The following is a 22,373-nucleotide window of genomic DNA, read 5'->3' on the forward strand; positions in this document are numbered from 1 at the left end:
TTATATAACTTGAAACCCGAACGCATACGGATCGTCCTCCGGGTCTATCGTGATCGTATTATATCCATAAATCCTGGCCCAGCCTTCGATGCTGGGGATGATGGCGGGCCGGCCGCCGACCGACGCCGTGCCCTCGATGCGTCCCGTAAACCGCGAACCGATGATGCTCTCGTGCACAAAGGGCTCGCCGACGCCGAGCTTCCCCTTGGCGAACCACTGCGCCATCCGGGCCGACGTACCGGTGCCGCAGGGACTGCGGTCGATCGCTTTGTCTCCATAGAAAACGGCGTTCCGCGCGGTAGAAGACGGGTCGAGGACCGACCCCGCCCAAAGGATGTGCGAACAACCGCGGATGGTCGGGTTATTGGGGTGGACAAAGGTATGAGCGGCGTTGATCCGGTCGCGCAGCACCCGGGACCACGCGATCAGCTGATCCGCGTGATAGTCCTGGAGACCCCGGAAGTTTTCCTGGGGATCGACGATGGCATAGAAGTTCCCGCCATAGCTCACGTCCACGTATAGCCGCCCCAGGTCCGGGCAGTCCACGGGGATGTCTGTCGCGGCCAGATAGGAAGGCACGTTGGTCAGTTTGACGCTGCGTACCTTTTTGCCCTCCTGCCGGTATTCGATGAGTACCAGGCCCGCGGGCGCTTCCATCCGGACGATGCCGGGGGTCCGGGGAACGACGAGACCTTCTTCGATGGCGATGGTAATGGTACCGATGGTGCCGTGCCCGCACATGGGCAGGCAACCGCTGGTTTCGATGAAGAGCACCGCCACGTCGTTGTCCGGGTCCAGCGGCGTATAGAGGATGCTGCCGCTCATCATGTCGTGGCCCCTGGGCTCGAACATCAGCCCCTTGCGGATCCAGTCGTACTCCCGGAGGAAGTGCTGGCGACGTTCGCTCATCGATTCCCCCTGGAGCGGCGGTCCGCCGCCGGCGACCAGGCGTACGGGATTCCCGCAGGTATGGGCGTCGATGCAAAAAAACGTTTTCTTCATAGTCTATTCCGGCAGCACCGGCCGGGTCGCCAGCGCCTGGTCAATGATAGCCAATATTTGTTGTTTTTCAGCGCCATCGGGTACGAGCCGGGGGGGTCGGACGACCTCCGAACCGAGACCCGTCCGCGACGCGGCCAGCTTGATGTATTGCACCAGCTTGGGATGGATGTCAAGCTCGAGCACGGGTAGGAACCAGCGGTAAATCGACACTGCCTCGGCTACCCGCCCGGCCTTCACCAGGCGATAGATCGCTACGGTTTCGCGGGGGAACGCGTCCACCAGACCCGCTACCCATCCGTCGGCGCCCAGGCAGAGGCTCTCCAACGCCAGCGTGTCGACGCCGCAGAGGACCTTGAAACGGTCCCCAAAACGGTTGATCATCCGGGTTACGTTGGACACGTCCCGGGTCGATTCCTTCACCGCCTGGATCGTGGGGAGGGCGCTCAGCGTCTCGAACATGTCCAGGGTCACCATGATCTTATAGTCGACCGGGTTGTTGTAGATCATGACCGGCAGGGCCGTGGCCGTCGCCACCGCCTTGAAGTACTCCAGGGTCTCACGGTCATCCGACTTGTAACGCATGGGGGGCAGGAGCATCAGCCCATCCGCCCCACCGTCGGCCGCCTCCTGCGCCAACCGGACGGCGGCCCTGGTGGTTTGCTCCGCGATATTGACGACGATGGGAATGCGTCCGTGCAGGAATTCACGCGCATGCCGCAGGAGCTCCGCTTTTTCCTCGTTTGCCAGGCTGCTGGCTTCGCCCAGTGAGCCCCCCAGGATGATCCCGTCCACTCCCGCCTCCACTTGCGCCTCGAGGTTCTTCAAAAAAAGAGGGATGTCCAGCTGATCATTTTCCGTAAAAGGTGTCAGCAACGCGGGGTATACTCCGGTCCAATGTACAATAGCCATTGCCTTGTCGAATTTGTGCGAAGGTAGGCTACGACTGGCTTTGGATACACCCCCTGATTGGTCATTTCTTTACCGATTTTGTCGCCTGAGCGTCGCGACTTGCGTTCGCTCCTCTCGCGCTCATCGCCGCACTTCCCTCTCGATCTTCCTGAACAACATCGTGGAATCCACGCCGATCAGCCGCGACAGCCGGTTGATGTCCTCCATTGTAAATTGGGCGGGGTCCAGTAACCGTTTGGACAGGGTGTTGTAATTGATCCGCATGTCCTGCGTCAGCACGGTGATGGGGATGATGTCCTGGATGCTGCGGATGGACGGAAGGCTGTCTTCTTCGATGGCGGTCTTGACGATTGAATAATAACTCGGTTTCTTCATGATAACTGTTTTTGGATAATACTAGTTAAAAATATAAATAAAACAATTACCGAAACGTATTAACCCATCCGGGCATAGAAATTTTTTAAAAATTTAAAGCCCAAAAGAATAATCGCTTGATTACTAGTACTCTACGTTTTGGGCGTATTCCTTACCGTACTGGCGGGGGGACTTGCCGGTGACCTTTTTGAAAACCCGGTTGAAGGTGACGGCATTGCTAAAGCCGGTTTGGTAGGCGACGGCGGAGACGCTTTCGTAGTCGCGGGCCATGAGTTTTTTACAAGCCTCGCTGACCCGGACCTCGTTCAGGAAGTTGACGTAGGTCTTGAGGGTGTGTTTTTTGAAGTAGCGGCAAAAGGCCTGGGGGGTGAGGTGGGCGACGTCGGAGATCCTTTTGAGGGTGATGTTTTCGGTATAGTTGGACATCGTATACTGATAGATGTCGTTCATCCGGAGCCCCTCGGTATCGGAGATGGCGTGCTCGGTGATTTCGGTGGAGAGGGTTTTCCACTTTTTGAGACCGGCCATGAACTGGAGCATGTCGATAAAGGCCGAAAGCCGTCCGGCCCCGGTCTTGGTCTTGACGTCCTGGATGGCCTCGCTGAGGATGTCCTGGTGGAGGTAGTGGGCCTGGATGCCGTAATTGGTCGAGTCTACGAACTTGGCGACGGTTTTCATCTCGGGCAGCTCCAGGATGGATTTGAAAAACCCCTTGGGGTTGAAAAAAATGGATATGGAATGGACGTCCTTTTTTTTGCGCTTGTCGAAGTAGCTGGGGTCGCTTTTGAAAACATGGGGCTGGTTGGCGCCGAGGACGTAGATGTCGCCGGGTTTGAACCGCTGCATATAGTTGCCCGCGATCAGCGTTCCTTCACCTTTTATGATCCAGGTGATCTGGGTCTCGGGATGCCGGTGAAGATGCTCGTAAAACCAGTGCTGTACGTCTTCCTGGACGATCACGGAATATTCGCCGGCAACGGGGATCGTAAACTGGACAACCTTCATTTAACCAAAATTATCACATTTCGTGTCTACTTCCGCCTGCGACGGCGAAAATATGCAAGATGTGGGGGAAAAGGGCGTGCATGGTCTCCTCTGCGCCCCGGGTCGAGCCGGGTAGGGTGAGGACCAGCGTTTTCCCGATAAAGCCCGAAACCCCGCGGGACAGCATGGCGTAGGGCGTCCGTTCCTGGCCATAGGCGCGGGCAGCCTCCATGATCCCCGGGATCGGACGGTCCAACAACGGGGCGATGGCTTCCGGGGTGACGTCCCTGGGGGAAAGACCGGTTCCCCCGGTAAAAAGGACGAGGTCGTATCCGTCGGCCGCGAGCGCCCGCGTCTTGACGCGGATGCCTTCCAGCTCGTCGGGGATGATGGCGTAGTGCGCGACGGACAGTCCCTGCGCCTGAAGGGTCTTGATCACGGCCTTGCCCGCGCTGTCCGTTTTTTTGCCCTGGGCGACGCTGTCCGAGCAAACGATGACCGCCGTGCGGAGGTCACCAGGACGGTCGGCAAAATCGGACTTCCCGCCCTTCTTGGCGTCGAGACGGATGTCAGATACACGGATGCCCTTGTCGAGCGGCTTGAGCATGTCGTACATCGTCAGGGCGGTGATGGCCGCCCCGTGCATGGCCTCGACCTCCACCCCCGTCCGGTAGACGGTATGCACCTCCACGGTGACCAGGATGTCCAACCCTTGTATGGCGTGCGTGATGGACGCGTATTCAATAGGGAGGGGATGACAGTCGGGGATGACGTCGCTGGTCCGTTTGATGGCCAGCAGACCCGCGGCGCGGGAGAACTCGAACACGTCGCCCTTGGGGACGCGCCCATGTTCCACGGCGGCGATGGTGTCGGGACTGGAAACGGAGAGCGTAGCTATGGCCACGGCCTTACGGAGGGTGCTTACTTTTTGGGTGATGTCGTTCATGTCATCGGTTTTCTTTCCAGCGCGTATCCTGGTTGTCGAATATCTCTTTGCCCCAGACAGGCAGGCTGGCCTTTATCGATTCCACCACTTCGTTACAGGCGTCGATGGCCGCCCGGCGGTGGGGGGCGGAGGTAAAGACGAACAGAGACACCTCCCCGGTTTTTACCAACCCAAGGCTGTGGTGGACGTGCATACAGGTGAGGTCGTACCGGGTAAAGATATCCTCCCGGATCTCGTGCATCCGTTCCAGCGCCATGGGCTCGTAAGCGGTATACTCGATCCCCGCGACCCGTTGCCCGCCCTGTATGTCGGCACGGACCTGGCCCAGGAAAATGCTGTGGGCGCCGATCCCGGTTTTGCTGGCGTGCCTGGCGATGCTGTCCGCTATAAAGGCGGGGGAGATCGGTCCCTGGGTGAAGATGTTTTTTATCTTGTCCATCCTGCCATGCCATTTTTTAGTTGAAAGACGATGTTGCGCCCGGCCAGCAGCGCGGCGGCTTCCCGGCTCCGGATGCCCGACTGGCAAAATACGACAATGGTCCGGTCCTGATACACATCGGGCGACTGCCTCAGCCGGCTCAGCGGCCATCGCTCGTGCGGGAACGGTGCCATGGGGAGCTCGCCGGGCTCGCGTACGTCCAGGACCAGCACGTTTTCCCGGGCGCGGAGGGCATTGAAGGTCGCGTTGTCGACGGTGGCGTACCGGCACTCGTCATCGGGATAGGGCCACGCCGCGAATTCCCCCGCCGTCTGTGGTCCGTGTACGTTCCGGGGCCCATTTACATCCCGGGGCGTCAGGGCGACCTCGTAGAAACGCTGCCCCAGCGCATCGTAGGTCAATAGTCGCCCGATCAGCGGTTCGCCCAGGCCGGTGAGGAGCTTGATCGCTTCCAGCGCCTGCAGGTTGCCGATGATGCCGGCGACCACGCCGAGGACGCCGCCTTCGTCGCAGGACGGGACTTCACCCGGGGCCGGTGGCGTCGGGAAGAGGTCGCGATAGCCAAACGAATGAGCCCCGCCGGGTTGGTTTTTTTTATGAAAAACGGAAACCTGCCCTTCATAGCGCATAACGCTCCCGTAGACCAGCGGCTTCTGCAAAAGCGCGCAAGCATCCCCGACCAGGTACCGGGTGGCAAAATTATCCGATGCATCGAGCACGACGTCGTATCCGCCGATGACCTCCAACGCCCGCTCCTTCGTGAGCCGGAAGGGATAGGTACGTACCTGGACCTCCGGGTTCAGCCGCGACAGGGCCGCCGCGGCGGCCTCGGTTTTGAGGACGCCCAGGTCGGCGTCGGTATACAGAATCTGGCGGTGCAGGTCGGTGACCGAGACGCGGTCGTCGTCGACCAGGCCAATGTGGCCGATGCCCGCGGCAGTAAGATACTGGAGGGCGGGACAGCCCAACCCTCCGGCCCCGATGACGAGGACGGCCGCCTGTGACAGTCGCCGCTGGGTATCGGGGCCCCAGCCGGGCAACAACAGCTGTCGTTGGTAGCGGGCATTCATATCAGCCTCCGGAAAAGGGCGGCAGTACGGCCACCACGGATGAGGGGTGAAGGGGGGTGTTCCCGGTGATGGTTTTCTGGTCCACGGCGAGCACATAGGTCAGGCCTTTCAGCTCCGGGTAGCGACCGTGCAGGTGCGCTTCCAGGGAATCGGTGTCGGGTTGGGGCGCCACGTCCAGGACGCCCGCGCCGCATATGTCGACGATCCGGCCGAAGGTTAATACTGTCATACCCCAAAGTTACGGTAACGGGTACACATCCACCAATGTCCCTTCGGCGAAGTCGCTCCCTTCCTCCGGGAGACGGATCAGGCAGTTGGCCCGGGCATACGTGCTCATTCGGTAGGATTCCTGAGCGCCCAGGGGTTCTACGGCGCCGCCTTCGGCGGCGCCTTTCAGGAAGTGCGTGAGCCCCCCCGCCTTCCGATAAGGCTTCGCGAGCGCCAACCGCTCCGTCCGCAGCCCCTTCCCCAGCGCCTCCAGGACATACACATAGAAACACGTGAGCACGCTCGACGGGTTCCCTGGCAACCCAAATACCGGCATCTTTTCCCATACCCCGAAATAAAACGGCTTCCCCGGCCGCTGACGGACGCCATGAAAAATAGATTGCACCTTGCAGGCGTCCAGCGCCCGGGCGACGAAGTCATAGTCGCCGACGCTGACGCCGCCGGTGAGCAGCAGCACGTCTGTCGCCCCGAGGGCCTGTCGGATGATGGCTTCCAGGGCTGCGGGCTCGTCGGGCGCCAATCGGTGGACGGTCAGCGGCGTGCCGGTTTGTTCCAGGGCGGCTTTGAGGGCAAAGGAGTTGGATTCGTAAACCCGTCCGGGTTGTAGCGGCTCGCCCGGAGGCGTCAGCTCGTTGCCGGTGGTAATGAGGCCCACCCTGGGGGCGGGATGGATCATCGCCTTTTCAAGGCCGAGGCTGGCAAGGAAGCCGATGGATGCGGGGTTGAGGACATGGCCCCTTGGCAACGCCAGGGCTCCCCGGGGGATCTCCGAACCGGCCGGCCGGACGTTCGCGCCCGGTTGCAGGGCGGCGTCTTCGATGGTCAGGCGGTTACCCATGACCGTTACCCTTTCCTGGATCACAAGGGTGTCCGCGCCCGAGGGCATCATGGCGCCGGTAAAAATCCGGGCGGCTTCGCCGGGCCCCAGGGTAAAGTCCGGAGCCGCGCCAGCGGGTACCTCGCCGATGATGCGCAGCGGGCGCCTCGCAACGTCAGGGCCGCTGACCGCGTGGCTTTCCCACGCAAAGGCGTACCCATCCATCGACGCCTGCGGCCAGCCGGGCAGGTCGATGGGCGCATACACGTCGTCGGCGAGTACGCGCCCGACCGCCGGCGCCTGCCACACGGGCGAAAGGGGCGTCACGAGATCGCGGATGAGCGCCAGCGCCTCGTCAACGGATATGAGTGATTTAGCCGCCAATGGTGATCATGCTTCGGTTATGGATGGTTTCCGCTTCCAACTGCTGGTAGGAAACCGGCATTTGCCCGCCCAGGCGCTCCGCCTTGGCGCGGACCGACGCCTCGATCAGCGGCCGGACGTCAAGGCCATTCCGCCACGCGGTCAACAGGTCGGTCTCTTCCCCGGAAAAAAGACAGTTCTTCATCTTCCCGTCGGCCGTCAGCCGGAGCCGGTTGCAGGTAGTGCAGAAGGGAGCGCTCATCGTGGAGATAAAGGCAAAGGTGCCCGCGTGTCCGGAGGCCCGGTAGTGCCGGGCGGTATCGTTTGGATCGTCACCGGTCCGTTCATAGGGATAGTGCGCGCCGATGGCGTCGAGCATTTCCGACCAGGGCACGACCTGGTTGCTCGTCCAGTGGTTCCCCTCGAACGGCATGAACTCGATAAAGCGGACATGGACGGGGCTTTCCCTCGTCCAGGCGACGAAATCGACGACCTCGGCGTCGTTGAGGCCGCGCATGATGACGGCGTTGACCTTCACCGTGATGTTCCGCGTCAGCAGCTGCGCGATGTTGTCCATGACCTGTTTGAATTGATCCCGACGGGTAATCAGGTGAAAACGCTCGGGACGAAGGGTGTCCAGGCTGATGTTCAGGTTCCGTACGCCCGCGTCCTCCAGGAGGTCGATGAAGTGGTGGAGCCGCGTGCCGTTGGTGGTCATCGTGAGCTTGACGGGCAACGTGGCGAGCGACCGTATGATCTCGCCGGCGTCCTTGCGGACCAGCGGCTCGCCGCCGGTAAGCCGGATCTTCCGCACGCCCATGTCGGTGAACAGCTTCGCCAGCCCGAAGATTTCATCGGGTTGCATCAGCCGGGAGGGTGGGGTAAAGGCGTACTCTTCTTCGGGCATACAGTAAAAGCAACGGAGGTTGCAGTTATCCGTCAGCGAGATCCTCAGATAGTCGTGTGCGCGTCCAAAAGAGTCGGTCAACATCGGGCCAAAGGTACGACTTCTCCGTCCGTCCGCGGCGCCGCCGCTTATCCCCGGAGCGCCTCGATCTCCGCGATCGTCTTGGGCAACGGATCGCCGAGCAGCCTCCCGCCGGTGGCGGTGATCAGGAAGTCCTCCTCGATGCGGATCCCGCCGAAGTGCCGGAATGCCTCCAGCTTGTCGTAGCGGATGAACTGCGACAGCTTCTTCTCCGCGGCCCAGGCGTCGATCAGTTCCGGTATGAAGTACAGACCGGGTTCGACCGTGAGGACGTAACCCTCTTCCAAGGGTTTGCCCAGCCGGAGGTATTTGATCCCGAACTGGGTGCTTTTTGTCAGGACGTCGGTATAGCCGACATAGGCTTCGCCGAGGTTTTCCATGTCGTGGGTGTCGAGCCCGAGCATATGCCCCAGCCCGCATTGGAAGAACAACGCGTGCGCGCCTTCCGCCACGGCTTCCTGTACGTCGCCCTGCATCAGGCCCAGTTGTTGCAGCCCCCTGACCAATATGCCGCAGGCCAGGTAGTATACGTCGCGGTATGGAATTCCCGGACGGAGCGCGGCCACGGCGGCCTGGTGCGCATCGAGGACGATCTGGTATACCTCGCGTTGGAGCGATGTGAATTGTTTGTCCACGGGGAAGGTGCGCGTCAGGTCGCCCCCGTAATGGAGCGCGGTTTCCGCCCCGCAGTCGCAGAGCACCATCTTGCCCTTTTCGAGCAGGTGCGGACCATAGTGGTTGTGCAGGATCTGGCCGTTGACCGTAAGGATCGTCGGAAAGGCCAGGTTGCCCCCGTCGCCGATCGCGATACCCTGTAGGAGACCGGCCAGCCGCGCTTCCGTCATGCCCTCGCGGGCGTGCTGGATGGCGGCCAGCTGCATGGCGTTGGTGGTGTTGACGCCCTTTTCTATCTCGAGTACCTCTTCCGGGCTTTTGACCGACCGGAGCGCCACGATGGCGCGGATCAGCGGCAGGGAGGCCGTAGCCTCCACCGTCTCCAGCGGTATGTCGAGCCAGGTGTGCAGCTGCAGGCTGTGTTCCGGCCGGTAGGGCGGCAGGTAGTGGATGGGTTGGTTTTCCGCGCGCGCCTTGTCCAGCACGGCGCGCAGCTCCTTCAGCGGCCGGACGCGGCGTATCCCTACCCGCTCCGCCTGGCTCGACAAGGCCTCCACGGGCCCCGTCCAGACCAGGTCCTCGATGTCGATGTCGTCCCCGAAGAGGGTCTCCTGCTCCTTGTCTATATCCAGGATGCCCACCAGCCCGGGCCGGTCCAACCCAAAGAAGTACAGGAACGAGCTGTCCTGGCGGAAGGGGTAGACGTTGGCTTTGTAGCCCATGCTGCTATCGACGTTCCCCGGCAGGAGGATGAGGCCTTTGCCCACGAGGGTGCGGAGTCGGTGTCTTCTTTCGGTATAGGTAGACGGCTGGAACATAACGGGGGGATTTTGGGTCTAAGGTACAGCCTTCCAGGTATTGTCCGCGGGCGTGGCGTCCATCCAGATGCCGCCGTCCAGCGTCACCGACGCCACGTGCGGTTTCATCGGCACTTTGAGCTGCAGTGTCCTGTCGCCGTTCTGCCATATGGACGACTTCTCGTGCTCGGTCGTGGTGGTCCCGTCAGCGTAGCGCACGATCACGTCGAAGGGGGCGTCGAAGCCGCCGACGTTTTCAACGGTTACGGTACCGTCCTTCACGTCGCGGAGCGCGTAGTCGATGTACCCGTTGGAAAAATACCAGTTGCTCCAAAACCAGTTCAGGTTCTGACCGGAGGCGTCGTTGAACGAATAAAAGAAGTCCCAGGGAATGGGATGTTTGCCATGCCAGCGGTCCATATATGTATGGAGACATTTTTTGAACACGTCGTCGCCCAGCATGTCCTTGACGGCCAGGTAGCCCAGGGACGGCTTCCCATAGGAGTTGTTGCCATAGGCCACGCCATTCAGGTTGTTGGAGGGCGTGATGACGGGCAGGTCCTCGTTGGAAGACGGGTCGTTGATCCAGCCGCGGACGCGGAAGGCCTTGTAGAAGTTCTCCGCTTTTTCATCGCCCACTTCGGTCCGCCCGATCAGGAGCTCGAAGGTGGTGGCCCAGCCTTCGTCCATGTAAGCATAGCGGCTTTCGTTGATGCCCATGTAGAACGGGAAATAGGTATGCGCAATCTCGTGGTCCGCGACCAGGCGGGCGAAATTCACGTCTTCCTCGGTGTTGTCGTTGATCATCATCGGGTATTCCATGTCCGCAAAACCCTGTACCAGCGTCATTTTCGGGAAGGGGTAGGGGACTCCCGGCCAGTTGTGCGACAGCCAGCCGATGGCATGGCTGCCGATCTCGGCGGCGTGGTGAAAGTCTTCAGCCTTGTCGTTAAAGGCCGACTGGACGCTTACGCGGCGGCCGGTTTTGTCGTCCACCACGACCGAGGTGCCATCCCAGACATAGTGGTTGCTCAGGCAAACGGTCATATCGGTAATATGATCCGCGGTCCACGTCCAGGTATTCTGCGCCGCCTGCGCGGTGACCCGGTTGCCCTGCATGTCGTCGAGCGTGGCGATGTGGCTGACCTGGTCCGACGTCATGGATTGCTGGAGCCTTTGGGCGATGGCGGGTTGAAGGACCTCGCCCGGGTTCTGCAACGTCCCGGTCGCCCAGACGACATAGTTCGCGGGTGTCCTGACGTGCAGGGTATAGTCGTTGAAGTCATTGTAGAATTCCTGACCGTCGGTGAAGCTCAGGCGGTCCCATCCATTGTAGTCGTCGTACACCGATACCCGCGGATAGAAGTAGGCCAAGTAGTAGGTGGTCGAATCGAGCATGCCTTCGCGGCCGCTTTCCAGGGAGATTTCGTAGTGCCAGTCGATCGACAGCCTGACGGTGGCGTGCGGGAGCAACGGCGTCGCCAGGGGCATCGCCGCCCACGTGGCGTGTCCATCGGGTTCCTTCCAGGTGCGGGCCTCGCCGTTCTCGGCATATTTATCGATGTGGACGCCGTCGGTCAGGTAATCCTTCCCCGCGTCGCCATACCGGGCCGCCCCCGGTTTATGGACATTGAGCACCAGGCGGATCACCAGGGACTTGAGGGTGTCCGGGCTGTTGTTGGTATAGGCGATGTCTTCGCTGCCGCGCACCGTCCTGCCGGGGGGCATGGCGGTGACGGTGATGTCGTATTTGCCGGTGTTCTGCCAGTAGTGGGGACCGGGTCGTCCGTCGGGGGAGCGGGTGCCTTTTTTATAGGCTGGTTTGATGTCCCGGGGGACGTACAAGGTTTGCGCGCCAGCTTGCAACGTAACGGCCGCAAGGACAAGGCAAAGGATCGAACGGTACATAGGGTGGCAATTTACCGCCTTTGGCATTTTGCCGTTTACCGTTCGACCCTTTTTGCGCCGCGCCACCCCTGCGGGCGCCACGCCACCTCTGCGGGCGCCGCGCCACCCCGCGGGCCGCTAGTTGGACGAGCGCTGGCTCACGATACTGGACGTGTCGCCGTTCTCACGTTTATACGTGTAGCCGTCCCCGTTGTGGTGGATGTATTTTGCCTTGAACGCCTGGAAGACCTCGTTCGGCTGCCGTTTGCCGTTGATCGTCATATGATGGGCGTCAAGGGCGAAAGAGACGTTGTCGGGATTGTCCGCCAGCTTCTGGCTAAAGATATCCTCGAGTATGGGGCTGTTGGCGTCGTCGGTCTTGCCGGTATAGTGAAGGAGCGTCGCCGATGTGTTGCTGCCGTTGACCGTGACGCGTTCCGGGCCTACGGTGGCGCTGCCGTTTTTGCCGGTATGGATGTCAAAGCTACCGCTGCCTACGGTCCCCGACCCGCTAACACTGCTGCTACCGCTACCACCGCTGCTCATGGTGTACCCGGAGCCGCTGACCTGACTCCCACTCTCCGTATAGGACGCGCCGGGTGAGCTGTCGAGGGTGACCGTGGAGCTCTTTTTCTCGGAGGCCTTCAGGGTCGAGATGACGTCGTCAATCTCGCCGGCATGGCTGGAGATATCCTCGGACCGGCCCTCGACGTAATAGGCGGTGGTGACGCCATTCTCCTGGACAACCTTTTTGTTGTCGAGGTAGTAACGGACGGTATTGCCGTTTTCGCTTCTCCAGATACCGCGGGCATAGGTGATTTTGTGATTTTGCATGTCCAGCGTGCCCCTGAAGGTTCCGTGTTCGAACTCGTTGTCAGGGATCGTGCTCGTGTCCGGAATTGGGGGCACGGGGGGCGCCGGCGCCGTGGCAGGCGCGATGGGAGAGACGGGCGTGGTGGCCGTGAGCGCCGGCGCCATTGCGGGGATCGCGGGCGCATCCACGGTCGGCGCCCCGGCCGCGGGAGGTGTCGGCGGCGCTATGGCCGCGGCCGCGCCGGCAGGAGCGCCCGGCAGGGCAGCGGGCGGGGCGGGCGTTGTAGCTACCGCAACCGGTGGGACGGGCGCGACCGGCGGCGCGGGGGGGATGGTGTCCCTGGTAAGCAGGTGGCGCTGGCCGAAGGGCGTGAACGCGAGGGTAAGGCAGGTCGCGACGACGAGGCAGCCCGTCAAAAAAAGTTTTTCCATGGCATTTAACGTTTTATTGCGATTGTAAACAATGCGTTTGACGCGGTCCAGGAGCGGGTTGCGGCGGCCGGGGAAGGCGACGGCAAAGGCCGGGGCCGCGAGGCTGTACTCCTGGAAGGCGACCAGGGCATGGATCAGCTGCGCCTTGCTGGCGGTGGCGCGGATGGCGATGTCGTCACAGCAGTTCTCCCGTTCTTCCCGGATCAGCGAAGATATCCACCACACCGCGGGATTGAAGAAAAGCGCGGCCTCCACGATCCCCTGGATCAGGTTCACCATGTAGTCGCGGCGGCGGATATGCGCCAGCTCGTGGAGGAGCACCGCCTCCAGCTGGTCCTGGGGCAGCTGCGCCAGGATGCCCACGGGTACCAGGATCACGGGCTTCAGGTAGCCGATGACCATCGGAACGCGGATCAGACCGGATTCCAGGAGGGTGATCGTCCGGCGTAAACCGAGCGACGAACCGAGCGCGCGCACCCGTTCCGACCATTCCGCACCCGCCGCGTGTACGCGGCGGCGTTTCAACCGGCGTACGTGGGCGAGCGACAAACCCGTTTGGGTAAGTTTGGCGGCCAGGACCAGCAGCCATATCCAAACGATCGCCGTCGCGTGCCGGTCAAAGAATCCCGATACCCTTTGCCACAGTGGCGCAGGGACAGCGACGGCGGCGTGCTGCACAGGGGTAGCGCCTCCGAAGTGCAGCACTACGTTGCGACCGGCCGTTGCGACCTCGGTCGACTCATGTGGCAACAGCCATACGAAGGTGACCCCCACGGCGGCCACCAGGCCGAAAAAGATCAGCGTAAGCAACTGGTAACGCAGGGCGGCGCTCGACCGGCGGGTCGTAAGTAGGACGGCGCCAGCCAATACGGCGGCGATCAAGCCCTCCCATAGGGAGTGGATGAGGGTCCAGCAAAGGGCGTGTATGGGAAAGTTCATGATCAGATTTCTTTGTCAAGACGGTTGATAAATTCCTTTATGGTGTCGATCTCGCGTTTGGAGGCTTTTTTGTTGCCCAGCAGCTGGATCAGCAGGCTCGACGCGGACCCGTTATACATGGAGTCGACAAAACGCTCCAGCAGGGCGGCCTTGGTCTTTTGCTCCTCCTCGATCGGGCGGTAGACGTGCTTCATGCTGCTCTCGTCCCGCGCCAGCAGCCCTTTTTCCACCATGATCTGCATCTGTTTGAGCGTGGACGTATACTGGACGGTCCGTTTTTGCTCGTTCAGGGTATCGTTGACGAACCGGACGGTCGAGGGGCCGTGCTGCCACAAGACCTGAAGGATTTCCAACTCGGCCTTGGTGGGCTCCGGGGTGTTTTTTTCTTTCATACCCCCAAGGTAGGATTTTTTTCGTACGAAACAAATTTTACCTTCAAAATCGCGCCGGCGCACGCCGCCCGCGTGGCGACATGCGCGCCACGAATCCCGCGCCCGGCCGGCCGCCGTGCGCGCCGCGAAGCCACCGCCCGGGGCGCCGTCTGTCATAGATTTGTCCTTATAGACTTCTGTCGCAAGGGAATAAGGTCTAAATGACCTAATTTTGCGGGATAAATAAGTGGGTTATGATTACGGTATCGCCGACGGCAAAAGAATATATCCACGACCTGATGGTCGCTGAGCATAAGGGCCCGGACGCCTTTGTCCGGGTAGGGGTGAAAGGGGGAGGGTGTTCCGGTCTGGAATACCAGCTGGCCTTTGATACGGTCGAAAAAGAGGGCGACCAGATCTTCGAGGATAAGGGGGTAAAAGTGGTGGTGGATATGAAAAGCCTCCTCTACCTGTACGGGACGGAGCTGGACTACGCCGGCGGGTTGAACGGGAAGGGGTTCGTGTTCAATAATCCCAATGCTACGCGCACGTGTAGCTGCGGGGAAAGTTTTGCGGTGTAAACATGAGTAACGAGAACGAGATATTATTAGAAGAGCTGGCTAACCGGGAATATGAGTTCGGCTTCGTCACGGATATCGATATGGAGGTGGCCCCCCTGGGCCTAAGTGAGGAAACCGTTCGGTTTATTTCGGCCAAGAAGGGCGAGCCTGACTGGCTGCTGGACTGGAGGCTCAAAGCCTACAACGCCTTCCTCCGGTCGCCGATGCCCACCTGGCAGAACTTCACCCTGCCCGAGATCGATTTCCAAGAGGCCTCTTATTACGCGGCGCCCCGTCAAAAGGCCAAGTACCAAAGCCTGGAGGAAGTGGACCCGGAGCTGCTGGCCACCTTTGAAAAACTGGGCATACCGCTGACCGAGCAGAAAATGCTGGCCGGCGTGGCCGTGGACGCCATCTTTGACAGCGTGTCCGTGGCGACGACCTATAAAAAACAGCTGGCCGACCTGGGTATCGTCTTTTGTTCCCTGGGCGAGGCCGTCCAGGAGCATCCTGACCTGGTACGACAATACCTGGGGACGGTGGTACCCCATTCCGACAACGTTTTTGCGGCCCTCAACGGAGGCGTTTTCTCCGACGGGTCGTTTGTGTATATCCCCAAGGGTGTACGCTGCCCGATGGAGCTGTCCACCTATTTCCGGATCAACGCCGAAAATACCGGGCAGTTCGAACGTACCCTGATCATTGCCGACGAGGGCAGCTATGTCAGCTACCTGGAAGGCTGTACGGCGCCGCGTCGCGACACCAGCCAGCTACACGCTGCGGTAGTGGAGCTGATTGCGCTCGAAGGGGCGGAGATCAAGTACTCCACGGTCCAGAACTGGTACCCGGGCGACAAGGACGGGAAGGGCGGCATCTATAACTTCGTCACCAAGCGCGGCATCTGCAAGGGCGCCCGCTCGAAAATATCCTGGACGCAGGTCGAGACCGGGAGCGCCATCACCTGGAAGTATCCCAGCGTCATCCTGCAAGGCGACCAAAGCACCGGGGAGTTCTACTCCGTGGCGGTGACCAAGGGGAAACAGATCGCGGACACCGGGACCAAGATGCACCACATCGGGCGCAATACCAAGAGCCGGATCATTTCTAAAGGCATTTCCGCCGGGGAAGGCCAGAACAGCTACCGCGGGCTCGTCCAGGTGGGCGGGAAGGCGGACAACGCGCGCAACTTTACGCAATGCGACTCCCTGTTGATCGGGGACCGCTGCGGAGCCCATACATTTCCTTATATAGAATCCCGGAACCCGTCGGCGATGGTGGAGCACGAGGCCACCACCTCCAAGATCGGCGAGGACCAGCTGTTCTACCTGAACCAAAGGGGTATCGATACGGAAAAAGCCGTAGCCCTGATCATCAACGGCTACGCCAAGGAAGTACTCAACCAGCTCCCGATGGAGTTTGCCGTCGAAGCGCAGAAATTATTATCGATCACACTGGAAGGAAGTGTGGGTTAAAACAGAGTCATGCTTAGTATCAAGAACTTACACGCTGAAGTAGAAGAGAAGAAGATTTTAAAGGGCATCAACCTCGAGGTAAAAGCCGGGGAAGTGCACGCCATCATGGGACCTAACGGTTCCGGTAAGAGCTCCCTGGCCTCCGTACTGGCGGGTCGGGAAAATTATCACGTCACCGAAGGGGAAGTGATCCTCGACGGGAAAGACCTGCTCGATATGGCTCCCGAGGTCCGCGCCCGCGAGGGTGTTTTCCTGGCATTTCAATACCCGGTGGAAATACCCGGCGTTTCCAATATCAACTTCCTGAAGACCGCGCTGGCTGAGGTACGCGCCTACCGGGGTCTTCCGCCCTTGGAAGCCCGGGAGTTCCTGAAGCTTTCCAAGGAGCGCCAGGCGCTCGTGGAGTTCGACGCCAAGCTGGTGAACCGTTCATTGAACGAAGGGTTCAGCGGGGGAGAAAAGAAGCGCAACGAAATCTTCCAGCTGGCGATGCTCGAACCCAAGCTGGCTATCCTCGACGAAACCGATTCCGGGCTCGATATCGACGCCCTGAGGATCGTGAGCGCGGGAGTCAACAAGCTGCGCTCGGCCGACAACGCCTTTCTGATCATCACGCACTATCAGCGTCTGCTGGATTATATCGTCCCGGACTTCGTGCACGTCCTTTACGACGGCCGGATCGTCCGTTCGGGCACCAAGGAGCTCGCCCTCGAGCTGGAGGAAAAGGGCTATGACTGGTTGAAGGAGGAGGTCGTTGTATGAGTGCAGGGATAGGATTATACGAACAGTTGATCCGGCAGTACCGGGGGGGAAGCGCGGCGCGTGACAAGGCTTTCGCAGCCTTCAAGGCCCACGGTTTCCCGACCGTCAAGGACGAAGACTGGCGGTTCACCAACCCCGCGCCTTACCTGAAGGACGACTACCGGACGTCGGTGGGCTGCGGTTCGCGCGCGTCCCTGGAAGACTGTATCTGCCGTTGTCGCGTGGAAGGCTGGGACGCCTACCAGGTCGTCCTCGTCAACGGGTGCGTCGATCTGTCGCTGAGCGAATTGCCCGAGGAAAACGGCATCACTGTCCGCGCAATGGCGTCTTCCGACGAACCAACCCTCGAGGCCGGAACCTACCCGTTCGCGGACTTGAATACCGCGTTACACACGGATGGCCTGTACATCGAGGTCCGGGCCGCCAGTCGCCAGGCCAAGCCGTTGCACGTGATCCACCTCTATTCCGCGGACGCACCGGCCTTCTTTATGCCCCGGCATCATGTCGTACTCCATCGGCAGGCCGAGCTCCATTTCATGGAATCTTCGGCCTGTACGACCGGTAGCGAGCCGGTGCTGGTAAATTCGGTCCTTGAAGGGTCGCTGGAGGAAGGCGCGCAACTCACGCACTACGTGCTCCAGAGCGGCCGGCGCGGAGAGCGCATGGTCAGCCATACGCAGATCACCCAGTCCCGGAACAGCCGGTACGACAACGTCACCCTTTGTCTGCCCGAAGCGGACCTGTTGCGCAACCAGCTGAACGTCGTCCTCGACGGCTCCGGCTCGGAATGCCATTTGTACGGTCTTTACCTGCCCGGCGACAACCAGGTCGTCGACAACCATACGGTGGTGGACCACCGCCAACCCCATTGCGAGAGCAACGAGCTGTACAAGGGCGTCCTCCAGGGAAACGCCAAGGCCGTCTTCAACGGGAAGATCTTCGTACGCCAGATCGCCCAGAAGACGAACGCCTTCCAGCAGAACAACAACCTCCTGCTGGGCGACAAGTCGCTGGTGCACTCCAAGCCGCAGCTGGAGATCTTCGCCGACGACGTGAAGTGCAGCCATGGTTCGACCATCGGGCAGTTCAACCCCGAATCCCTGTTCTACCTCAGGGCCCGGGGCATAGGAGAAGAAAAAGCAAAGGAACTATTGGTACAGGCCTTTGGCGCCGACATCACGGATAGGGTCTCTTCCGAAGCGGTGCAGAGGCACCTGGCGAAATATTTGGTGAAGGAGAGACCGGTAATCCATACACAAGATGTCCCACACGTTGAACATATATGAGCCGCTTTCGATAGAGGCCATACGGGCCGAATTCCCCATTTTGCAGACAAAAGTCTTGTATGGGGGTCATCCGCTCGTTTACCTGGACAACGCGGCCACGACGCAAAAGCCGACCGTCGTCCTGGAGGCCCTCGACGAATACTACAAGACCATCAACGCCAACGTCCACCGCGGCGTGCACTACCTGAGCCAGCGCGCCACCGACGCGTTCGAGGAGGCCCGCCGCAAGGTGGCGTCGTTCATCAACGCCAGGTACGATTACGAGATCATCTTTACCCGGGGGACGACCAATGGGATTAATACGGTTTCCTCGACATTCGGGCGGGCGTTCCTGCGGCCCGGCGACGAGGTCCTGATCTCGGCGATGGAGCACCACTCCAACATCGTGCCCTGGCAGATGGCGTGCGAGTATTACGGGGCTACGCTGAAGGTAATTCCGATGAACGAGCGTGGAGAACTCGACCAGGCCGCTTTCGCCACGCTGATCCGTGGCCGCGTCAAGATACTCGCGCTCACCTATGTCTCGAACAGCCTCGGTACGGTGAATCCCATACGGGATATGATCCGCACGGCCCATACGTATGGCGTCCCGGTGCTCATCGACGCCGCCCAGGCGGTGCAGCACATGCCGGTCGACGTCCAGGACCTGGACTGCGACTTCCTCGTTTTTTCCAGCCATAAGATATACGGCCCCACCGGTATAGGCGTCCTGTACGGCAAGGAGGAATGGTTGAACAAGCTGCCCCCGCACGAAGGTGGGGGAGAGATGATCAAGACCGTCACCTTTGGCAAGACGACCTATAACGACCTGCCCTTCAAGTTCGAGGCCGGTACTCCCGACATGTCGGGCGCGATCGGCCTGAAGGCGGCCCTGGACTATGTGGATAGTATTGGCATCGACCGCATCCAGCTGGCCGAAGAGGCGCTGATGTCTTATGCCCTGGACGCGCTGTCCACGGTGCCGGGTATACGCTTTATTGGTGAGGCCGAGCATCGCTCGGGCGTCATATCGTTCCTGCTGGCGGAACACCACCCCTTCGACGTAGGTGAGCTGCTCGACAAGCAGGGCATCGCCGTCCGTACGGGGCACCACTGTTGCCAGCCCGTCATGGACTTCCTGGACATCGCGGGAACGGTGCGGGCTTCATTCAGCATATACAATACGCCTTCGGACGTGGATAGTCTCGTGACGGCGCTCCAGAAGGCAGGGAGGATATTGGGATGACCATCAAGGAAGAGCAAGACGCGATCATCGAGGAGTTTTCGTTGTATCCCGACTGGATGGAAAAGTATGAATACATCATACAATTGGGGAAGGAACTGCCATTGATCGATCCTTCCTTCAAGACGGATGATAACCTGATCCGCGGGTGCCAGAGCAAGGTATGGCTGCACACCGGGCTGCGCGACGGGCGCCTGTGGTTCACCGCTGACAGCGACGCACTGATCACGAAGGGCCTGGTGTCGATGGTGGTGCGCATTATGACGGGCCACACGCCGCAGGAAATCGTGTCTTCCGAAGTGTATTTTATCGACGCCATCGGGTTGAGCAGCCATTTGTCGCAGACGCGGTCAAACGGGTTGCTGGCGATGTTGAAGCAGATCAAGGCGTATGCGCTTGCATATGTGGTAAAAAGTCAGGCATCATGAGTATTACGCGCGAACAAGTGGAAGACGTATTGCGGACGGTGTTCGACCCGGAAATCCCGGTCAACGTATACGACCTGGGGCTGGTGTACGGCATCGACCTCGACGGCAACAACGTAAAGGTCACCATGACGCTTACGGCCCCGGCCTGTCCGGCGGCCCCGGAGATCCTGTTTGACGCCGAGAGCAAGATCCGCGCGATCGAAGGCGTGGGCGACGTGCACATGAACCTGACCTTCGATCCCCCCTGGAGCAAGGAAATGATGAGCGAAGAAGCCCGGCTGGAGCTCGGTTTTTTATGAACCATATACCTACTTACGAATTGAGCGTCTTCCGGCCCGTCCACCGGGAGGAGGGCGATTACGTTCCGTTCGGCTCCAATGGCTCGCAGCCCGTTCCGGGTTTTGAGCTATACTCCAGCCAGGGTTTGAAGCGGTCGCCGATGGGCCCGCTCAAGTCCGCTTTCTATCGCGTCAGCCTCACGGTGAACGGTTCGCTCGACATGCAGATCGGTTTGGACCACTATGTGCACCAGCCCCGCACCCTTTCCTTCACCTATCCCAACCAGATATTCTCCAAAAGCAACGCCAGCGCCGACGCCTGGGGCTACTACGCGCTGTTCACGGAAGACTTCCTGTCCGAGTTCGTGCCGACGCTCAGGATGCCTGAAGAGTTCCCGTTCTTCGATCCTTATGGCCAGCCGCTATTCCAGCCCTCGCAGGAAGAAATGGACGTCATCATCGGGCATATCCTCCGGATCGACGACGAAATGCGCTCTTCATCATCCGGTCGCGTCAGGGCCATCCGGATGCACCTGTATCTTTTATTGCATGAGGCCCGGCGGAGCTACGAGCGCCAGGGGCTTTCCGCCGTCCCGTCCACGGACCTCGTCACCCGGTTCCGCCGGTTGGTATCGCGGCATTGTATGGACAAGCGCCATGTGTCGGATTACGCCTCCCTGCTGTCGGTAACCCCCAACCACCTCGGCCGCGTGGTCCGTTCACAGAGTGGGCGGACGCCCTCCGATTTCATCCGCGATATGCTCCTGATTGAGGCCAAGTCTTTGCTGCGGTACACGTCGAAGTCCGTCTCCGAGATAGCCTATGAATTGGGTTTCGAGCCCGCCACCTTTGGTCGGTTTTTCCGGCAGTCGGCCGGGATGACACCCCTCGAGTTCCGGGGGATGCAGGATTGAGCATATAGGATGCAGGTTCCCGCCTACGCCGCCGGCGTCCCCGCGGGTGACCTTTGGATCATGAAAAATCAATCCATCATTCTGGCCGGCGCTTCGTCCGGCATCGGGCTTGCCTCGGCGCAACGGCTGGCGTCGGAGGGCGCCTCTGTATTTGTTACCGGTCGATCCCTGGACAAACTGGCCGCCACCGGTTTCCCTCACGCCGTCGTCGACAGCAGTGACCGGGCTGCGCTCGATACTTTTTTTGCGGCACGGGGCGCCTTTGACCACCTCGTCGTGTCGTTGGGGTCCCACAAGGGCCTTGGTCCCTTCGCCTCCCTGGACCTGTCGGACCTGCGGGAAGGATTCAACGAAAAATACTGGCCGGCTCTCCATACGGTCCAGGCGGCGCTGCCCTATGTCCGCCGCAGCATCACCGTATTGACCGCCATCTCGGCCACCGGCCGTATGCCTGGGACCTCCGGCATCGGCGCCGTCAACGGCGCCCTGGAGCTCATGGTACCGATTTGGGCGCGGGAATTGGCGCCGGTACGGGTTAACGCCGTCTCCCCCGGTGTGATCGATACCCCCTGGTGGGACTTCGTACCCGCCACGGAGCGCGCAGCGGCTTTCGGGCAGTACGCAGCGCAGATACCGTTGAAGCGCGTGGGGCGTGCGGAAGACGTGGCCGAAGTGGTGGCCTTTCTCATCCGCGCGGAATACGTCACCGGGCGCGCGATCGTCGTGGATGGTGGGTTGGGATAACGCCCCGACGCATGGATCGGGGATTTTGCTTATTTTGGGGGTATGAGAAAACTCGTTGCGCTCCTCCTGGGCGCCAGCTTTGCTTTGTCTGCGCGCGCCCAGGATACCCTCCCCTTGTTAACCGGCACCGTTCACCTGTCGATCCTCCAGGGGACCGTCGACTGCGACCTCGTCCTGCATAACGTGCCGCGCATCCAGGATTACCTGATCCGGATCAATTCCGGTATGAATATCCGCTATTTCGAGAACTACCCCTCCGGGTACAAATTCGGATACGAGCGGGAGGTCGCCGATTCCACCGGGACCTATGAAAGCAATGACTACTGGTTCCCCGCCAGCCGGACCGGCAAGTTCCTGCCCAAATCGATCCGTTTCCGGTATTGCGGCATGTATCCGGTGGTCGCCGATACGACCGCGGCGTCAACATCCCGCCAGGACTGGAAGGGTAATATCGCTTTCAACGGGTATTCCGTGCGGGCCGACGGCTACCAGAGCTGTTGGTACCCCGTGCTCTACGATGTAAAGAAGCAAATCACGTACGATGAAGTCCGCTACGATATCGACATCGATTGCCCGGATTGCTCCACCATATATGTCAATGGCGCGCAGCCGGTCCGGGGGACGCACGCCCGCCTGCACAGCGACGTGCCCCGCCAGATCCTGTTGTACGCCGGAAAATACCCGGTGGCTTACGCCGGCGGCGACTGCTTCCTCAACCCGGACATGGACGAG

General features: G+C 60.5%; 24 protein-coding genes. 10 read left to right on the top strand and 14 right to left on the bottom strand.

Annotated elements, in window-relative coordinates:
• From VL547_RS01170 to VL547_RS01235, 14 genes are all read right to left on the bottom strand, one after another.
• Positions 1–1,002: a 4-hydroxyproline epimerase gene (locus VL547_RS01170; protein WP_325574284.1), complete on the bottom strand. Its 1,002-nt coding sequence runs from the start codon at positions 1,000–1,002 to the stop codon at positions 1–3.
• 3 nt (positions 1,003–1,005) lie between these two features.
• The gene (locus VL547_RS01175; RefSeq protein ID WP_325574286.1) at positions 1,006–1,911 is read right to left on the bottom strand and encodes a dihydrodipicolinate synthase family protein; all 906 of its coding nucleotides are present in this window, start codon (positions 1,909–1,911) and stop codon (positions 1,006–1,008) included.
• A 120-nt stretch (positions 1,912–2,031) separates the two neighbouring features.
• Entirely contained in the window at positions 2,032–2,286 is a 255-nt protein-coding gene (locus tag VL547_RS01180) for a hypothetical protein (RefSeq protein ID WP_325574288.1), read from the bottom strand.
• Positions 2,287–2,409: 123 nt separating this feature from the next.
• The gene (locus VL547_RS01185; protein WP_325574290.1) at positions 2,410–3,291 is read right to left on the bottom strand and encodes an AraC family transcriptional regulator; all 882 of its coding nucleotides are present in this window, start codon (positions 3,289–3,291) and stop codon (positions 2,410–2,412) included.
• A 13-nt stretch (positions 3,292–3,304) separates the two neighbouring features.
• Positions 3,305–4,216, bottom strand: coding sequence for a bifunctional molybdenum cofactor biosynthesis protein MoaC/MoaB (gene moaCB / locus VL547_RS01190; RefSeq protein WP_325574292.1), 912 nt, complete (start codon positions 4,214–4,216; stop codon positions 3,305–3,307).
• A 1-nt stretch (position 4,217) separates the two neighbouring features.
• Positions 4,218–4,655 (bottom strand): molybdenum cofactor biosynthesis protein MoaE, encoded by a 438-nt coding sequence (locus tag VL547_RS01195; protein WP_325574294.1) that lies wholly within the window; start codon positions 4,653–4,655, stop codon positions 4,218–4,220.
• A complete protein-coding gene (gene moeB / locus VL547_RS01200) occupies positions 4,643–5,725 on the bottom strand; it encodes a molybdopterin-synthase adenylyltransferase MoeB (protein WP_325574296.1) in 1,083 nt (360 codons plus the stop codon). Before moeB ends, VL547_RS01195 begins: the two co-directional genes overlap by 13 nt.
• Before the next feature lies 1 nt (position 5,726).
• A complete protein-coding gene (locus tag VL547_RS01205) occupies positions 5,727–5,954 on the bottom strand; it encodes a MoaD/ThiS family protein (protein WP_325574299.1) in 228 nt (75 codons plus the stop codon).
• A 9-nt stretch (positions 5,955–5,963) separates the two neighbouring features.
• A complete protein-coding gene (gene glp / locus VL547_RS01210; RefSeq protein WP_325574301.1) occupies positions 5,964–7,154 on the bottom strand; it encodes a gephyrin-like molybdotransferase Glp in 1,191 nt (396 codons plus the stop codon).
• A complete protein-coding gene (gene moaA / locus VL547_RS01215) occupies positions 7,144–8,124 on the bottom strand; it encodes a GTP 3',8-cyclase MoaA (protein ID WP_325574303.1) in 981 nt (326 codons plus the stop codon). Before moaA ends, glp begins: the two co-directional genes overlap by 11 nt.
• Positions 8,125–8,168: 44 nt before the next feature.
• Entirely contained in the window at positions 8,169–9,554 is a 1,386-nt protein-coding gene (locus tag VL547_RS01220; protein ID WP_325574305.1) for a Xaa-Pro aminopeptidase, read from the bottom strand.
• 18 nt (positions 9,555–9,572) lie between these two features.
• Positions 9,573–11,441: a M1 family metallopeptidase gene (locus tag VL547_RS01225; RefSeq protein WP_325574307.1), complete on the bottom strand. Its 1,869-nt coding sequence runs from the start codon at positions 11,439–11,441 to the stop codon at positions 9,573–9,575.
• Positions 11,442–11,558: 117 nt separating this feature from the next.
• Positions 11,559–13,604 carry a M56 family metallopeptidase gene (locus tag VL547_RS01230; RefSeq protein ID WP_325574309.1) on the bottom strand — a complete coding sequence of 682 codons (2,046 nt, stop codon included), beginning with the start codon at positions 13,602–13,604 and terminating at the stop codon, positions 11,559–11,561.
• 2 nt (positions 13,605–13,606) lie between these two features.
• On the bottom strand, positions 13,607–13,996 hold the full coding sequence (locus VL547_RS01235; RefSeq protein ID WP_325574311.1) for a BlaI/MecI/CopY family transcriptional regulator: 390 nt from the start codon (positions 13,994–13,996) through the stop codon (positions 13,607–13,609).
• A gap of 233 nt (positions 13,997–14,229) precedes the next feature.
• Between VL547_RS01235 and VL547_RS01240 the strand changes: the two genes are divergently transcribed.
• The 10 genes from VL547_RS01240 to VL547_RS01285 form a co-directional block, all read left to right on the top strand.
• A complete protein-coding gene (locus tag VL547_RS01240; RefSeq protein WP_325574313.1) occupies positions 14,230–14,556 on the top strand; it encodes an iron-sulfur cluster assembly accessory protein in 327 nt (108 codons plus the stop codon).
• A gap of 2 nt (positions 14,557–14,558) precedes the next feature.
• On the top strand, positions 14,559–16,007 hold the full coding sequence (sufB, locus tag VL547_RS01245; RefSeq protein ID WP_325574315.1) for a Fe-S cluster assembly protein SufB: 1,449 nt from the start codon (positions 14,559–14,561) through the stop codon (positions 16,005–16,007).
• A 9-nt stretch (positions 16,008–16,016) separates the two neighbouring features.
• Positions 16,017–16,769 carry a Fe-S cluster assembly ATPase SufC gene (gene sufC, locus VL547_RS01250; protein ID WP_325574317.1) on the top strand — a complete coding sequence of 251 codons (753 nt, stop codon included), beginning with the start codon at positions 16,017–16,019 and terminating at the stop codon, positions 16,767–16,769.
• A complete protein-coding gene (sufD, locus tag VL547_RS01255; RefSeq protein WP_325574318.1) occupies positions 16,766–18,055 on the top strand; it encodes a Fe-S cluster assembly protein SufD in 1,290 nt (429 codons plus the stop codon). The genes sufC and sufD overlap by 4 nt, the downstream gene beginning before the upstream one ends.
• Positions 18,030–19,280, top strand: a complete 1,251-nt coding sequence (locus VL547_RS01260) for a cysteine desulfurase (protein WP_325574320.1) — start codon at positions 18,030–18,032, stop codon at positions 19,278–19,280. Before sufD ends, VL547_RS01260 begins: the two co-directional genes overlap by 26 nt.
• Positions 19,277–19,705, top strand: a complete 429-nt coding sequence (locus VL547_RS01265; RefSeq protein WP_325574322.1) for a SufE family protein — start codon at positions 19,277–19,279, stop codon at positions 19,703–19,705. The genes VL547_RS01260 and VL547_RS01265 overlap by 4 nt, the downstream gene beginning before the upstream one ends.
• Complete coding sequence (locus VL547_RS01270) at positions 19,702–20,004, top strand: metal-sulfur cluster assembly factor (RefSeq protein ID WP_325574326.1); 303 nt, start codon at positions 19,702–19,704, stop codon at positions 20,002–20,004. The genes VL547_RS01265 and VL547_RS01270 overlap by 4 nt, the downstream gene beginning before the upstream one ends.
• Entirely contained in the window at positions 20,001–20,897 is an 897-nt protein-coding gene (locus tag VL547_RS01275) for a helix-turn-helix transcriptional regulator (protein ID WP_325574328.1), read from the top strand. Before VL547_RS01270 ends, VL547_RS01275 begins: the two co-directional genes overlap by 4 nt.
• Before the next feature lie 60 nt (positions 20,898–20,957).
• On the top strand, positions 20,958–21,641 hold the full coding sequence (locus VL547_RS01280) for an SDR family oxidoreductase (RefSeq protein WP_325574330.1): 684 nt from the start codon (positions 20,958–20,960) through the stop codon (positions 21,639–21,641).
• Positions 21,642–21,683: 42 nt separating this feature from the next.
• The coding region (locus VL547_RS01285; protein ID WP_325574332.1) for a hypothetical protein at positions 21,684–22,373 on the top strand (690 nt) is incomplete at its 3' end.

Source organism: Dinghuibacter sp. (assembly GCF_035492835.1).
Taxonomy (GTDB): domain Bacteria; phylum Bacteroidota; class Bacteroidia; order Chitinophagales; family Chitinophagaceae; genus Dinghuibacter.